Source organism: Bartonella sp. AA23NXGY (assembly GCF_042197165.1).
GTDB lineage: Bacteria > Pseudomonadota > Alphaproteobacteria > Rhizobiales > Rhizobiaceae > Bartonella.
In genome coordinates, this window is sequence record NZ_JBHIRO010000007.1 from 51,710 (window position 1) to 66,896 (window position 15,187).

The 15,187-nt window shown below is 38.1% G+C and carries 12 protein-coding genes; 5 read left to right on the top strand and 7 right to left on the bottom strand.

What is annotated here, in order from left to right:
* Nucleotides 1-130: 130 nt before the first annotated feature.
* Together ACFINY_RS05185 and secA are read right to left on the bottom strand one after the other, a co-directional pair.
* Entirely contained in the window at nt 131-622 is a 492-nt protein-coding gene (locus ACFINY_RS05185; RefSeq protein WP_375611830.1) for a Fur family transcriptional regulator, read from the bottom strand.
* A complete protein-coding gene (gene secA, locus ACFINY_RS05190; protein WP_375700907.1) occupies nt 561-3,278 on the bottom strand; it encodes a preprotein translocase subunit SecA in 2,718 nt (905 codons plus the stop codon). The genes ACFINY_RS05185 and secA overlap by 62 nt, the downstream gene beginning before the upstream one ends.
* Before the next feature lie 435 nt (nt 3,279-3,713).
* Between secA and ACFINY_RS05195 the strand changes: the two genes are divergently transcribed.
* The 3 genes from ACFINY_RS05195 to mutT all read left to right on the top strand — a co-directional run bounded on the left by ACFINY_RS05195 (nt 3,714) and on the right by mutT (nt 6,568).
* On the top strand, nt 3,714-4,667 hold the full coding sequence (locus ACFINY_RS05195; protein ID WP_375611828.1) for a peptidylprolyl isomerase: 954 nt from the start codon (nt 3,714-3,716) through the stop codon (nt 4,665-4,667).
* Between the two features lie 129 nt (nt 4,668-4,796).
* The gene (gene argJ, locus ACFINY_RS05200) at nt 4,797-6,029 is read left to right on the top strand and encodes a bifunctional glutamate N-acetyltransferase/amino-acid acetyltransferase ArgJ (protein ID WP_375613298.1); all 1,233 of its coding nucleotides are present in this window, start codon (nt 4,797-4,799) and stop codon (nt 6,027-6,029) included.
* 125 nt (nt 6,030-6,154) lie between these two features.
* The gene (gene mutT, locus ACFINY_RS05205) at nt 6,155-6,568 is read left to right on the top strand and encodes an 8-oxo-dGTP diphosphatase MutT (RefSeq protein WP_375611826.1); all 414 of its coding nucleotides are present in this window, start codon (nt 6,155-6,157) and stop codon (nt 6,566-6,568) included.
* An 888-nt stretch (nt 6,569-7,456) separates the two neighbouring features.
* Here the strand turns inward: mutT and ACFINY_RS05210 are convergent.
* From ACFINY_RS05210 to ACFINY_RS05225, 4 genes are all read right to left on the bottom strand, one after another.
* Nucleotides 7,457-8,344 carry an NlpC/P60 family protein gene (locus ACFINY_RS05210; protein WP_375700908.1) on the bottom strand — a complete coding sequence of 296 codons (888 nt, stop codon included), beginning with the start codon at nt 8,342-8,344 and terminating at the stop codon, nt 7,457-7,459.
* A 164-nt stretch (nt 8,345-8,508) separates the two neighbouring features.
* Nucleotides 8,509-9,873 (bottom strand): M17 family metallopeptidase, encoded by a 1,365-nt coding sequence (locus ACFINY_RS05215; protein ID WP_375646318.1) that lies wholly within the window; start codon nt 9,871-9,873, stop codon nt 8,509-8,511.
* A gap of 13 nt (nt 9,874-9,886) precedes the next feature.
* The gene (coaA, locus tag ACFINY_RS05220; protein ID WP_273790598.1) at nt 9,887-10,885 is read right to left on the bottom strand and encodes a type I pantothenate kinase; all 999 of its coding nucleotides are present in this window, start codon (nt 10,883-10,885) and stop codon (nt 9,887-9,889) included.
* Nucleotides 10,886-11,007: 122 nt separating this feature from the next.
* A complete protein-coding gene (locus tag ACFINY_RS05225; protein ID WP_375611824.1) occupies nt 11,008-11,997 on the bottom strand; it encodes an asparaginase in 990 nt (329 codons plus the stop codon).
* Nucleotides 11,998-12,217: 220 nt separating this feature from the next.
* Here ACFINY_RS05225 and hslV point away from each other — a divergent pair, with 220 nt between their 5' ends.
* Nucleotides 12,218-12,799 carry an ATP-dependent protease subunit HslV gene (hslV, locus tag ACFINY_RS05230; protein WP_375611823.1) on the top strand — a complete coding sequence of 194 codons (582 nt, stop codon included), beginning with the start codon at nt 12,218-12,220 and terminating at the stop codon, nt 12,797-12,799.
* The gene (hslU, locus tag ACFINY_RS05235; protein ID WP_375611822.1) at nt 12,800-14,110 is read left to right on the top strand and encodes an ATP-dependent protease ATPase subunit HslU; all 1,311 of its coding nucleotides are present in this window, start codon (nt 12,800-12,802) and stop codon (nt 14,108-14,110) included. It abuts the gene before it with no gap.
* A gap of 19 nt (nt 14,111-14,129) precedes the next feature.
* Here hslU and ACFINY_RS05240 read toward each other — a convergent pair whose 3' ends face one another.
* On the bottom strand, nt 14,130-15,125 hold the full coding sequence (locus ACFINY_RS05240) for a class I SAM-dependent methyltransferase (protein WP_375650867.1): 996 nt from the start codon (nt 15,123-15,125) through the stop codon (nt 14,130-14,132).
* Nucleotides 15,126-15,187: the final 62 nt, after the last annotated feature.

Here is a 15,187-nt window from a genome sequence, read left to right on the forward strand (position 1 = left end):
AGCATCATACAAAGAGGGGTAATAAAGCAATTCTTTTTTTTGCCAATGAAAACTATTATATTTTAAAGGTAAATTTTTATAAAATTTGATTTGCCTAAGGTATTTTATCTAATGATATATGATTACTTTTTTAAGAGTTTTTTTTTCCGTAAAGTTCAAGGCGGTGATGAATAATATCATAGCCAAGAGATTTTGCAATTTCCTCTTGCAGCTTTTCAATAACATCAGAATGAAACTCGATAACTTGTCCTGTTTCTATATCAATGAGATGATCATGATGTTGCCCATCTGCTTGCTCAAAACGAGATGGACCACCACTAAAGCTATGGCGATGAATTGTTCCATTTCCTTCTAATATTTTCATGGTTCGATAAACAGTTGAGAGTGAAATATTCGAATCTATTTTGTTTGCACGCTGAAAAATTTCAAATGCATTAGGATGATCATTTGTATCAGTCAAAATATCAAGAATAACTCGTCGTTGACGTGTTACTCTTAAACCAGCTGTGCGCAATTCTTGCTCATAATTTCGCTTTTTATTCATTTGCATAGTTTGCTTTTCAAACAAAGGCTCCATGACAGTGTTTGTATTTTTTCTCTGAACCGCAAGGACAACGCTCATTACGTCCAACTTTTCCCCATGTGGTTATATCGTTAGGGTCACGATCTTGTGGATTAACAAATCTATTTTCTTGTGATCGTGCCCATAAGGTGGGAGCATTTTCTTGACTTTGATCATTAAAGACAGAAGAAGCAGCATCAGTTTGCTCAGGCATGGCCGGTTCTGTGGGGTGTTGAATGATTTCAAAGCGCATAAGCTTAGAAGTGACAATTCGGCGCAAATTTCTCAACATACTTTGAAAGAGTTCAAATGATTCTGTCTTATATTCATTGAGCGGATCCCGCTGCGCATAACCACGAAAACCAACAACAGAACGCAAATGGTCTAAACTCACCAGATGTTCACGCCATAACGTATCAATAGTTTCGAGCAATACTGCTTTGTGAAAATAAGCCATAACTTCTGGAGAATATCGTTCAGTACGCTCATTTTCAAGTTTTGTAACAGCATCTGATACACGCTCTAGAATTTGCTCCTCGGCAATTCCATCTTCTTTTGCCCATTCTTCCACTGGAAGCTCAAGATTAAAGAGTTGTTGAAGCTCTTCTTCAAGAGTTTTTGCATCCCATTTTTCAGAATATGTCCCTGATGGAATATAAGCCTCTACGAGATCCTCTACGACTTCATTGCGCATTTCAAGGATCATTTCTGATAAATCATCTGCGTTCATGACCTCCATACGCTGTTCAAAAATAACCTTGCGTTGATCATTCATGACATCATCATATTTTAGCAGATTTTTACGAATTTCAAAGTTTCGTGCTTCAACCTTTTTTTGTGCTTTTTCAAGGGCTTTATTAATCCATGGATGGATAATAGCTTCATTTTCTTTCAATCCAAGTTTTTGCAGCATACCATCCATACGGTTAGAGCCAAAGATACGCATAAGATCATCTTGAAGAGAGAGAAAGAATTTTGAGCGACCAGGATCGCCTTGGCGACCAGAACGTCCACGAAGCTGGTTATCAATACGACGGCTTTCATGACGTTCAGTAGCGATAACGTAAAGCCCTCCAGCCGCTAAAGCTTTTTCTTTAAGCTTCTGAACATCTCTTTTTATTTCTTCAATTTTAGCTGTCCGCTCTGGATCTTCCGGGATATCCTGTAACTCTTGTCGGATGCGCATTTCAACATTACCACCAAGCTGTATATCCGTACCGCGTCCTGCCATGTTGGTTGCAATGGTGAGAGCTCTAGGAACTCCTGCTTGCGCAATGATATATGCTTCTTGTTCGTGATAGCGAGCATTTAAGACTCTAAAATCGGTAATGCCTTCTTTTCGCAAACGCTCTGCCAATTGTTCTGACTTTTCAATAGAGGTTGTTCCAACAAGAATAGGCTGTTCTTTTTCATGAGCTTGACGGATATCACGCACAATTGCCCGATATTTCTCTTCTGCTGTTCGATAAATCTCATCATCTTCATCAATACGTTGTATTGGCAAATTTGTAGGGACTTCGACAACGTCAAGACCATAAATATTTCTGAATTCTTCGGCTTCTGTTGTTGCAGTTCCAGTCATGCCAGATAATTTTCTATACATACGGAAGTAATTTTGGAAAGTGATGGAAGCAAGTGTCTGGTTTTCTGGTTGAATAGCAACATGCTCTTTAGCTTCTAACGCTTGATGAAGTCCTTCAGAATAACGCCGCCCAGGCATCATTCGCCCTGTAAATTCGTCAATAATAACGATTTCATCATTGCGAACAATATAATCTTTATCGCGAGCAAACAGTTTATGAGCTTTTAGAGCATTATTGACATGATGAACGATAGCGACATTTTCTATGTCATAAAGACTCTCACCTTTAAGATGTCCAGCTTGTTCGAGCATTTTTTCAATTTTTTCAGTACCAACTTCGGTAAAGGTCGTTGTTTTTTGTTTTTCGTCTATTTCATAGTCTTCTGGAGTTAAGGCAGGAATAAATGTATCAATAAGGTTATAGAAGTCAGTACGATCTTCTAGAGGACCAGAAATAATAAGGGGGGTACGGGCTTCATCAATAAGAATCGAATCAACTTCATCAACAATTGCGTAATGATGTCCACGTTGGACCATTTGACTATGATCGAAGGCCATATTATCACGCAAATAATCAAAACCTAGTTCATTATTTGTGGCATAGGTGATGTCGCATGCATAGGCCTCTCGGCGGGCATCACTATCAAGATCATGAAGAATCACGCCTGTTGTAAGCCCTAGAAAACTAAAAATTTTCCCCATTGTTTCAGCATCACGACTGGCGAGATAATCGTTTACTGTCACAACATGAACGCCTTTACCTTCCAATGCATTGAGATAAATTGGTAGAGTTGCCATTAATGTTTTACCTTCACCAGTACGCATTTCAGCTATGCCGCAGTCGTGAAGGACCATTCCACCAATAAGTTGCACGTCAAAAGGACGCATGTCATAAACACGTTTTGCGGCTTCACGAACAGTCGCGAAAGCTTCTGGTAAGAGCAAATCAACACTCTCACCTTCACTAAGACGTTTACGAAAGGCATCTGTTTTTTGGCAAAGCTGCTCATCACTTAATTTTACGAATTGTTCTTCCAAAGCATTAATTTGTGCAACTTTTTGGCGGAGTGCTTTGAGATGTCGCTCATGAGCTGAACCAAAAAACTTACGGGCAAAAACACCTAAACTGACCATCTCTGGCCCTTTCTTTTAATTGTTGTCACTCTTGTTGGGTAATTCATACGCTCTCCCCATACTCTACATTTTCTTCAAATTATCTGATATCATTAGTGACATCATGAAATGCAGATGGTACCATTATACTTGCTGGTGTGCAATTTTTCACTCTAATTGTAAAGTAGAGATAAGAGGCTAAGCGCTTTATGTCAACTTTAAGTATGCTATTTAACTGATACAATACAAAGTAATTTAAGATACAATATGTCATTTTTCTCTATTATCATGTTTTTCATCTGCATTAGATAGGATTGGAGAAACTGAGATAAAAGGATAATTTTATACTTTTTTTAAATAAAATTACTAATTTATTTCTCTATGTTTAAAGATTAAAGTGTTATGGTAAAGAAAATTGGAATCTTGAACCTGCCTTCATTTTTAAGGAGTATATTTATGAAATTTAACTTTATCACGCTTTTTTTAGCATCAACTTTATTGGCAAGTACAAGTTTAGGGGTGAGTGCTCAAGAAGGTTTGAATTCATCGTCGAGTGATTTAAAGACTTTAGAGAAAGCTTCTGAAAAAGCCGTTTCTCCTTCTCATGTTATGGCGGTTATTGATGGGAAAAATATTACAGCAGGCCAATTGGATGATTTAGCGCTTGAAATAAATCCTAATTTAGCACGTTTTCCTGATGAACAACGCCGTATGATGGTTCTAAAAGCTTATTTAGATATGCAGGCCCTCGCAAAAGCAGCAAGAAGCAAAGGTCTTGATAAGACAGAAGCTTACGATAAACGTATGGCAGTCATGCGTGACAATGTTCTTCAACAGCTTTATTTTAAACAGGCGATTGTTGATAAAATATCGGATACTGATTTGGAAGCTCTTTATAAGCAAGAAGTTGCTGCTTTACCTAAAGAGGATGAGGTTAAAGCGCGTCATATTTTGGTCAAAACGAGAAAAGAAGCAGAAGCTATCATTAAGCATTTAAATAAAGGCGAAAATTTTGAAGAGATTGCAAAGAAAAGTTCAACAGATGGTTCTGCTGCCGTTGGGGGTGATCTTGGTTATTTTAGCCATGGTCAAATGGTCAAGCCTTTTGAAGATGCCGCATTTGGTTTGAAAGTTGGCGAATACACAAAACAACCCGTTGAAAGTCCTTTTGGTTGGCATATTATTAAATTAGAAGATCGTCGTGTAAAACAACCGCCTGCATTTGATGATGTTAAAGAGATGTTGCGGACACAGCTGATAAAAAAGCGCTATCAAGAACTGATTGTTGATTTGCGTAGCAAGATAGATGTGAAATACCCTGATCCTAATGTTACAAAAATCATGGAATCGCTTCATCAAAATGGGACGCTACTTCCCGATGAGACATCTGATGAAGAAGATACGGAATAGCTAGTAAAAATAAGTAGATAGCCTCTTTAATAGATAATTTTCTAGGTTAGTTTTGTTCAAAAAGCCTAGCAGTTTTCTATGAGAGGTTATTGATCTGCAATCATTTCATTTTTTTATAGAAAGCATATTGTGGTTTTGAAAATCTCTCCTTTGTCGCCTCAAAAGATCCAAGAGCTTTCTCCATTATCTGGTGTACGGATAGCAACAGCTGAAGCTGGGATTAAATATAAAGATCGTACAGATCTTCTTTTCATCATATTCGATAAGCCAGTGAGTGTGGCCGGTGTTTTTACCCGTTCAAAATGTCCATCTTCCCCTGTAGAGCATTGTCGTGCATCGCTTCCTCATGGGGTTGCGAGGGGTGTTGTTGTGAATTCTGGAAATGCAAACGCTTTTACAGGAAGCAAAGGAAAGCACACAACCGATGCAATTATTTGTGCAGCAGCGAACGCTTTAAAGGTTAGAGAAGATGAAATTTTTATAGCTTCTACGGGTGTTATTGGTGAGCCAATGGATGCATCGGGTATTGTCAATCTTTTACCAAGTATGACAGAGACAGCAGAAGAGGGAAATTGGTTGGAAGCTGCAAAAGCCATAATGACAACGGACACATTTCCAAAACTTGCGACCCGCACTTTTGACTGTGGGGGAGAGCGTGTTACCATTAATGGAATTGCAAAAGGTGCTGGTATGATTGCACCCGATATGGCGACAATGCTGTCATTTGTGGTTAGTGATGCTACCATTTCTTCGGATGCACTCCAATCCATGTTATCAGAGGCAGTTGAGGGTTCTTTCAATTCAATTACTGTTGATAGCGATACCTCAACTTCAGATACGCTTATGTTGTTTGCGACAGGAAAAGAACATTTTCCATGTCTTACAAGTAAATCTGATCCGCGTTATGGGGTTTTTGTGAAACAATTGAGTGCACTTCTGCATGAACTTGCACTACAAGTTGTTTGTGATGGTGAAGGTGCTCGTCATTTAATTGAGGTTAATGTGGTGGGTGCTACAACAAATAATGCAGCTAAAACTATTGCTTTATCAATTGCAAATTCACCGCTCGTAAAAACGGCTATTGCCGGTGAAGATGCGAATTGGGGGCGGGTCGTTATGGCAGTTGGGAAGGCCGGTGTTGAAGTCGATCGTGATCTATTGACGATTTGGTTTGGTGAGCATCGTGTGGCCGTGAATGGCGTACGAGATCCTGAGTATTGTGAAGAGACAATAGGTACTTATATGCAAGGTAAACACATCACGATTCGTGTTGATATCGGTTTGGGTAAGAGTACGGCGACGGTTTGGTCTTGCGATTTAACAAAAGAGTACGTTATGATCAATAGCGATTACAGAAGTTAATGGATGCACTTTATATTTAACAGTTTATTATTTTTCAGAGCAAATGGGGTATGTGAGCTCTTTTAGGAGCAGAGGGGATATGATAGAAAAGTCAGTTATCTTTATGTTCCCTATTGGGGAGTGATATGTGTATGAAAAGTTCCATTCTTCTTGTTGTTGCATGTGCACTGTTCGATCAGAATAATCGTGTTTTGCTTACACAGCGTCCTGAAGGAAAATCACTGGCTGGTTTATGGGAGTTCCCTGGTGGCAAGGTTGAGCAAGGTGAAACTCCGGAAGCATCATTAATTCGTGAACTAGAGGAAGAGCTTGGTATTTATGTTCAACCAAATAATTTACACCCTTTAACGTTTGCGAGCCATAGCTATAAAACATTTCATCTCTTAATGCCATTGTATCTTTGTGACCATTATGAGGGCGTTGCGCAAGGACGAGAAGGGCAAAATTTAGAATGGGTTTTTATTAATGATCTTGATAAATACCCTATGCCTGATGCTGATAAACCATTGGTTCAGGTATTGAAAAATCACCTTCTTTAATGTGTTATAAGGAGGAAATATTGCTTAAATTATAAATCAATATATTGAGTTATAATGATAATTTATAATTTTTTTATGTTGCATGGGGAAGTCCAGAGTCGTAAAAATTTTTCTCATTTCAAATCTGTTTTATGTTAAATTAATCAAAACCATTCTTTTGCACGTTCCAAGCGGGGAGATTCATGTGGATAAAATTATTTAAGAAAGAAATAAAATACGTGCTGAAAGAACACTCTCCAATAGCCAAGGGTTATCGCAACATTGAGAATTGGCAAAGTGTATAATGATGCCTTTGCACGCTTCATAAGCATAAAAATGGTGGTAGATAATGGATTTATACTTTTCGCGATTATTATTGAGAGATTGTCTTGGAGGCACCGAGAGATATTAGGAGTATTTATTTCATAAGATATCGATAATAGGAAAAATTTCAAAAAATGTTGCTTTTGATTAAGAGGGGCATATCCCTTACGTAATATAGAACGCCATTGTGTTGCATATTTGCGGGGTTGTTTAAAAGAGGCATCTCGCAATATTCCAAAGCCCATTTCGTGCCGGCACTCGTGAATGGTATAATGGTAAAGCTTTATAGGATAAAATCTATTGAGCGCCACTATCTTTACGCTTATGAAGGAGTAAGCTGGTTCCAATGTTAGTTACGATAGCTCTTGGTATTTGAGGGCATTCAGAAGGGATATTTTTCTTTTCGTAATCATTTTTACTTATACATCAATTCCGCTTGTGATGAACAGACAAGCGGCTTTGATTGATCCAATATAAAAACAGATTTGAAATAAAAAATCTTACGATATTTAGAATGCTTGACGCAGAGTGAATGATGGATAATTATCCTTATAAATCAATATATTGTAATAATAAAACATTCAATTAATTTTTTATAGGAGGCATGTATGAAGTTTCTTGAATTGGACGGCGTTTTGCGATGGGATATTGATTTTTTTTAGCGATACGCGTAATTGCTTTTTCCAAGGGCTCAATCATAACGTCCATAGAAAAACCATTTGCGTGAATAATATTTGCGTGATCAACCATAATAGCAACATGATCTTTCCAAAAAATTAAATCGCCTCGTTGAAGTTTATCAGTATCTGTAAGAGGACTGCCTATAGTTTCTTGCTGCATATTGGTGTCACGTAAAACTATTTGATCGGTCATCATCATAGAGAGCTGAATGAGTCCCGAACAATCAATTCCAAAACCGCTGACACCACCCCAAAGATAAGGTGTACGGATAAAGGTTTCTGCAACTGTGACATAATCTTCATATACGCGTCCAATGGGGCTGAGATGACTCGTAATGATTGCTGTTCCATTTTCAAGAATAGAATACATTGTGTCACGGACTTCAATTTCATCAACAACACTAACTTTGCTTCCCATAGATAAAGGGGATACTATTGGTCCACGTAAGTCAGCGTGTAAATATTTAAATGTACGTGGTACTGAAACCACATGCGTTTGTTTTATGGTTGATGTACAAAGAACTTTTGTATCAATATAACCAACATAACCATCTTTGAGTGATTGTCCCCACGACATTGTTTCCCCTTGTTCAAAAATGAGAAGTTCTTCTCCGAATAAGCATTCTGTTTGTCTTTCACTTTTTTTACTATTTTCTTTAAAAAGTCCAGCGACCACTGTATTAACACGTCTTTTTTCACCTTGAACAAAGCGCTGAGCTGTAATTTCTGTTTCAAGACGTTGATCTGCTAGATCATCTCTGAATGCATGAAGTCTTGGGTCTTTAGAGATCATCTTTTTGCTTTCCATTTTGTTATTTCTTACTTTTAAACAAACTCATGAAAGCTGTATTGGTAAGATTTTTATCCTCAAACAAAACTAAGAACACAATTTAAAACGATAGCAACTGTTCTTGAAATTGCAAAATTGTCCATTTTTGTGGATATTTGTGTCAAAATTCATTTTTTAAAAATATTATAAAGGGCACGAATAGTTTGTGCTGATCCACCAACAGGGTATCCTGGTTTTTCTTTTGGAATCCATCCATAAAGGTCAAAGTGCGCAAAATGTTCAGCTTTTTCAACAAAAGAATTAAGAAATAAAGCAGCTGTTATAGAACCAGCAAAGCTGTTTCCAGTTACATTGTTAAGATCAGCAATTGGTGATGATAACATCTCTTGGTAAGGTTTCCAAAGGGGCATTTGCCAAAGAGGATCAAAGACAGCGTGAGCAGATTCAGAAATTTGTTGTGCCCATATTGAATCATTACAATAAAATGCGGGAAGATCTGGTCCTAATGCTATACGCGCTGCCCCTGTTAAAGTAGCCATACAAAGCATGAATTGTGGACTTTCTTCATCACCATAGGCGAGTGCATCGGCAAGGACAAGGCGCCCTTCAGCATCTGTATTACCTACTTCAACACTTAAACCTTTACGACTTTTGAGAATATCACTTGGTCGGTAAGCATTCCCAGAAATTGCATTTTCTACAGCTGGAATCAAAACGCGTAAACGGAAAGGCAATTTTGCATCCATGATAAGTTTAGCCAATCCCAAAACGTTTGCTCCACCCCCCATATCTTTTTTCATAAGCAACATGTTATTGGCTGATTTAATATCGAGACCTCCAGTATCAAAAGTTACGCCTTTGCCCACCAACGTTATTTTAGGATGATGTTCTTGCCCCCAGAGTAACTCAATCAGTCGTGGTGCAGTGCTGCCTGCTCGTCCTACAGCATGAATCATCGGAAAGTTATGGATTAAGAGATCGTCTCCACAAATACTTTTGATATGAGCACCGTAGGTTTTTCCTAGTTTTCGAGCTTCTTTTTCGAGAGTATCAGGGTTCATATCATTGGCTGGAATATTAATGAGATCACGGACGAAAAAGACAGCTTCATAAATTCGTTGGAGCTCATTGAGATCAATCGCCTCATTGACATGGATAGATAATGATTTGAAAGAAGAATTTTGACGATAGCGATTAAATTGATAGCTACCAAATGCCAATCCAAGATAGGTATTTATTTCATCAGAGGTTGTACCTTCTAAATGCCATTGACCAGCAGGAAGCTTTTGAGCAAGCAGTCCTGTGATAAAAGGATCGTTACCATTGCCAATTCCAAATAAAACTTTTTTTAAATGCCCCGTTTCGTGAGGAATAAAGAGTATTTGTCCTGCTTTACCAGTAAAGTCATTAACTTTTATCCATGCTGTTGTTGACGCATCAAGTGATAAGTTGGCAAGAGTTCTTTGGTTTACCAATATGATAGGGCAACTGTTATCGATACGCGTTGAGGTAAAATGAATGTGGTGGTGCATAGTTATGAGATCCTTATAGCCGTCTAAGTGCGACATATTCGACCAAATGATTTTTTCCCTTTCGTAGAATGAGATTGGACCGTGGTCGTGTTGGCAATATATTTTCCTGTAAATTTTTTAAATTAATCGTTTGCCAAAGATCCTCAGCGATTTTTGAGGCTTCTTTTTCATTGAGGTGGGCATAACGATGAAAATAGGATTCAGGATTTTGAAAAGTTGTTTTACGCAAACGTTTAAAGCGCTCCAAATACCAGTGACGAATGACTTCTGTTTCGGCATCGACATAGATTGAAAAATCAAAAAAATCTGATACGAAAGGAATAGCTTTTCCATCTTTAGGAAGATCACTGACTTGTAATACATTAATACCTTCAACAATTAAAATATCAGGACGATCAATGGTAATTGTCTGATTTTCTAGAACATCATAGGTCATATGTGAGTAAAGTGGGGCACGAACATTTCCGATACCTGCTTTTATAGCCGAAAGAAAGCACAGCAGTTTTTTAATGTCATAGGAATCAGGAAATCCTTTACGATTCATACGATTTTTTTGCTGTAAGATTGCGTTAGGATAGAGAAAACCATCCGTTGTGATTAGATCAACTTTAAGGCTAGATGTCCATCTTTTCAACAGTTCTTGAAGAATGCGAGCCGTGGTTGATTTTCCTACAGCTACAGAACCAGCAATTCCAATAATAAAGGGCGTTTTTCTACTCTCTTCTTGATGGAGAAACTGCTGACGTTTGTGAAAAAGTTCCTGTACTGCTTCAACATGGCATGATAACAGACGCGATAAAGAAAGATAAATGCGTTGGACTTCTTTAAGATCGATAGGATCATCAATAGAGCGTAAACGCTTAATTTCATCAAAAGTCAAAGTAAGAGGTGTGTCTTCACGAAACTCTGACCATTCTTGTGCAGTAAAAACACGATAGGGTGAATATCGGTCAGAAACGGATTTGACCAGATTATCTTTCTGATTAATTTTTTGTATAGTCGTATCAATCATTTGTATTTGTCGAGATTTTCTTGCAGCAGCAATTGATTAAGAGTAGACAGATGAGCGGCTTTATTTTCAAATAAATTTTGTTTTGCATGCTCTCTTCTTTTAAGATAATGGATCATTTTTCATTAACTTATAGTCCAGTCATTCCAGTTTGCACGGATTTGTGCTAATGAGTGCCCTTGCGCCAAAAAAGTCCATAAAAGTAGACGCGCTTTTACGGCTGATAAATAACCAGACATGAGAGCACCAGAAGCAATCATATCGATTTCGGAGCCTTTATAGCCATAAGTTATACGAGTTGTTGAGCCATTACAACAACGACTAGCAATAATGATTGGTATTTTTTGTGCATATTGTTGTACAAGGTCTGCTTCTTGAAAACTACAGTGCCCCGCACCAAAACCAGCAATAACAACTCCAGCATAATACCCACTTTCAAGGCATAGTTTCATTAATTGTGCACCAGATGATAAAGAGGAATAGAGGAGTGCAATTTGATGATCATGGTTTTGGGGAAGATCAAACGTTTTTGGGAAAAATTTTCGATCATTGAAATAAATAAGTTTTCCCTCTAAAATAGTTCCTAAAACACCTGCAAGACCTGATTGAAATGTTTCGACTTTGACGGTATGGCTTTTATAGAGCCAATAAGGTGAATGAATTGCATCATTTATGACAACGAGAACGCCCCTGTTACGACTTTGTGTGGCTGCTGCGACACGAGTGGCTGCTAAAATGTTTGCGGGGCCATCGGCGCCTGCTTCATGAGGCATGCGCATAGCGCCGGTTATGATGAGTGGTTCGGCTTCTTTCCAATAAAGAGAAAGAAAAAAAGCTGTTTCTTCCAGAGTATCAGTCCCTTGTGTTAAAACAATACCTTCTGCACCAGCGTTTATTTGTTGTTTTGCCCACTTAATTATTTCAAAAAGCATTTGAAACGATAAAGATCCACTTGGTATTTGCATTAATGTTTGTGCATGAATATCAGCAACGTTATTTAAATCAGGAACACTTTTTATGAGGTTATCTGAAGTTAAAGTCGGTTGCATGTGACCAAAACTATCAGCAGTCATTGCAATTGTTCCACCTAAGGTCCCTATGGCTATTTTTTTCATAATTTTCCTCTAAAAAGCACAAACTGTTTATATAAAGCTATTTAGCAGTAATTTACATTGACAACAATGATATCATTTTTCCATTTTCAACAAATTGAGTTATGCTGAATCATTGTGTTTTGCTGTATATGTTCTTAAATAGGACAATAGTAATTGAGTTTTACATTGTATGAAAAGAAATCAATATTAAAAAGTAAAGTTAATATTAAGGAGTTTCCTTATGACAGAACATAAGCCAGACATAATGTATGGTACAACAATTATTACGGTACGAAAAGGTGGACAAGTCGTGATGGCTGGGGATGGTCAGGTCTCTCTTGGACAGACAATTATGAAAGGCAATGCACGTAAAGTGCGTCGTCTTGGAAAGAACGGAGTGGTTATTGCTGGTTTTGCTGGTGCTACGGCAGATGCTTTTACATTACTGGAGAGATTGGAAACAAAGCTTGAACAATATCCTGATCAGCTTATGCGTGCTTGTGTGGAACTTGCAAAAGATTGGAGAACAGATCGCTATTTGCGTCGTCTCGAAGCAATGATGCTCGTGGCTGATAAGAAAGTAACTTTGGCTCTAACAGGGCTTGGTGATGTCTTAGAACCAGAAGATGGGGTTATGGCAATTGGCTCTGGAGGAAATTTTGCTCTTTCAGCAGCGCGTGCACTCATGGATTTGGATTTAGATGCAGAAACTATTGCTCGTAAAGCTATGGCTATTGCCGCTAAAATTTGTGTTTACACCAATGATCATTTTACGATTGAAACATTGGATGCAGAATTATCTTCTTTAGAGAAAGCTATTTAAATGTGTGTTGTATTTTCCCCTCGTGAGACTGTTTCTGAACTTGATCGTTTTATTATTGGCCAAAATGATGCCAAACGCTCTGTAGCTATTGCATTGCGCAATCGGTGGCGTAGGCAACAGCTTGATGAGCCGATGCGTGAAGAAGTTATGCCAAAAAATATTTTAATGATAGGGCCAACAGGTGTTGGTAAAACAGGAATCGCACGTCGATTAGCAAAACTTTCTGGAGCACCTTTTGTGAAAGTAGAAGCGACGAAATTTACTGAAGTTGGTTATGTGGGACGTGATGTTGAGCAAATTATTCGAGATCTTGTTGAAATTGCCATTTCTCTTGTGCGTGAAAAGAAACGGGATGAAATAAAAGAAAAGGCTCACGTGAATGCTGAAGAGCGGGTTTTAGACGCCCTTGTTGGTAAAACAGCAAGTCCTGCTACCCGTGATAGTTTTCGTAAAAAATTGCGTGAAGGTGAATTGGATGAGAAAGAGATTGAAATTGAAGTCGCCGATAATAATAGCAATAGTGCTTCAACCTTTGATATTCCTGGTATGCCTGGGGCACAAATGGGTATTATGAATTTATCAGATATTTTGGGAAAAATGGGCAGTCGTACAAAAGTCCGTAAGACGACAGTAAAGGATTCTTTTAAACCGCTCATTGATGATGAATCTGAAAAACTCCTTGATCAGGAGCAAATTATTCAAGAGGCGCTTCGTGTTGCTGAAAATGACGGTATTGTTTTTATCGACGAGATTGATAAAATTGCAACCAGGGATGGTGGAGCAAGTGTTGCGGTTTCGCGTGAGGGCGTTCAACGGGATCTTTTGCCTTTGGTTGAAGGAACAACAATTGCTACAAAATATGGGCAAATCAAAACAGATCATATTCTTTTTATTGCCTCAGGTGCATTTCATGTTTCCAAGCCATCTGATTTATTACCGGAACTTCAAGGACGTTTGCCCATCCGTGTGGAGCTGAACCCTTTAACAAGGGAAGATTTACGGCGCATTCTAACGGAACCAGAAGCTAGTTTGATTAAACAATATATTGCTCTTATGGCAACAGAAGAGGTTCATTTGGAAATTACCGATGATGCAATTGATGCTTTAGCAGATATTGCTGTAGATTTAAATGCAAGGATTGAAAATATAGGGGCACGTCGTTTGCAAACAGTGATGGAGCGCGTTTTGGATGAGATTTCTTTCACTGCACCTGATAAAGCTGGAACATCGTTTAAAATTGATGCTGCTTATGTGAGAAAATCGATTGGCGAGCTTGCTGCTGATATCGATCTTTCACGTTTTATTCTTTGAAAGTTATTGCTTGTTCTGTTTATCTGCGTGCTTCGATAATTTTGAAACCATGGGCTTGTTCATGTATCAACACTGTGCGGAAAATATTTTTTAATAATGTTTCATAAGGCAGGTGGCGGTTTGCAACAAAAAGCAGACTGCCGCTTGGCTTTAAGCACTTTGCAGCATTTATAATAAAATTTTTTCCTAATGAAACATCTGTTGTTTGTTGTGTGTGAAACGGTGGATTTGAAATGATTGTGTCATATAGATTTGTGACAGGTTCATGTACAAGGTCATGCCAATAAAAATGAATTGGAAAAGGAGTTGTTATGGATTTAAGGTGCTGTTTTGCTGCTCTCAAAGCATTGTAGTCTGCTTCATAAAGGTCGAGAGCAGTGAGTTTTTCACTTCTTTCAAGCGCAACGTGAGAAAGATAACCCCATCCAGCACCAAAATCAGCTGTTTTTCCAGAAATAACTTTGAGCATATAAGAAGCAAGCGCAGCAGATCCTGGATCAATACGACCGTGTGAGAACATACCAGAAGTGGTTTGAAATTTACCAAAAGTGAGCGGTGGTGAGCGCAATTGCGCAATGTTATGTCTCTCAATTTGTTGAGGAACTTGCAACCAAAATACAAGACCATGATTTTTAGACAATTTATTGGTGATGGGAACAATTGTTTTGACCCATTTCATCATTGAAGCAGCACCAGCAGTTTTATCCCCACTAATTACAATCCATCTATTGGGTTTAACGCATTCTAATAAATCAAGAAAACAATTTTGGTTCAAACCACGATATTTGCTCAAATGTAAAAATGCACCATCATAGCTGAAAGTTTTATCTATTTGAGGAGAGCAGTGAAATTGAGTATCGACAAATTTTAAAAAATCTGGTCGCCAAGGCGTAATAACTTTTAAATTTTGTGCCCATTCTGGAGCTGGGATTTCTGTTAAACCAAAACTTAGCCAACACTGGTTTGGATCAGGATACGGGAGTTCATGATTTTCAAAAGGCAAAAATAATAACACATATGACTCTTTCAAAGAAAAATGCCACTCCAATGTTGGGATGGCATTTCATGATACGATAA

Excerpts from the sequence above, each read along its gene's own strand:
- ACFINY_RS05185 (WP_375611830.1), bottom strand. The coding sequence starts at position 622 with ATGAGCGTTGTCCTTGCGGTTCAGAGAAAAAATACAAACACTGTCATG.
- secA (WP_375700907.1), bottom strand. The coding sequence starts at position 3,278 with ATGGTCAGTTTAGGTGTTTTTGCCCGTAAGTTTTTTGGTTCAGCTCAT.
- ACFINY_RS05195 (WP_375611828.1), top strand. The coding sequence starts at position 3,714 with ATGAAATTTAACTTTATCACGCTTTTTTTAGCATCAACTTTATTGGCA.
- mutT (WP_375611826.1), top strand. The coding sequence starts at position 6,155 with ATGTGTATGAAAAGTTCCATTCTTCTTGTTGTTGCATGTGCACTGTTC.
- ACFINY_RS05210 (WP_375700908.1), bottom strand. The coding sequence starts at position 8,344 with ATGATCTCTAAAGACCCAAGACTTCATGCATTCAGAGATGATCTAGCA.
- ACFINY_RS05215 (WP_375646318.1), bottom strand. The coding sequence starts at position 9,873 with ATGCACCACCACATTCATTTTACCTCAACGCGTATCGATAACAGTTGC.
- coaA (WP_273790598.1), bottom strand. The coding sequence starts at position 10,885 with ATGATTGATACGACTATACAAAAAATTAATCAGAAAGATAATCTGGTC.
- ACFINY_RS05225 (WP_375611824.1), bottom strand. The coding sequence starts at position 11,997 with ATGAAAAAAATAGCCATAGGGACCTTAGGTGGAACAATTGCAATGACT.
- hslV (WP_375611823.1), top strand. The coding sequence starts at position 12,218 with ATGACAGAACATAAGCCAGACATAATGTATGGTACAACAATTATTACG.
- hslU (WP_375611822.1), top strand. The coding sequence starts at position 12,800 with ATGTGTGTTGTATTTTCCCCTCGTGAGACTGTTTCTGAACTTGATCGT.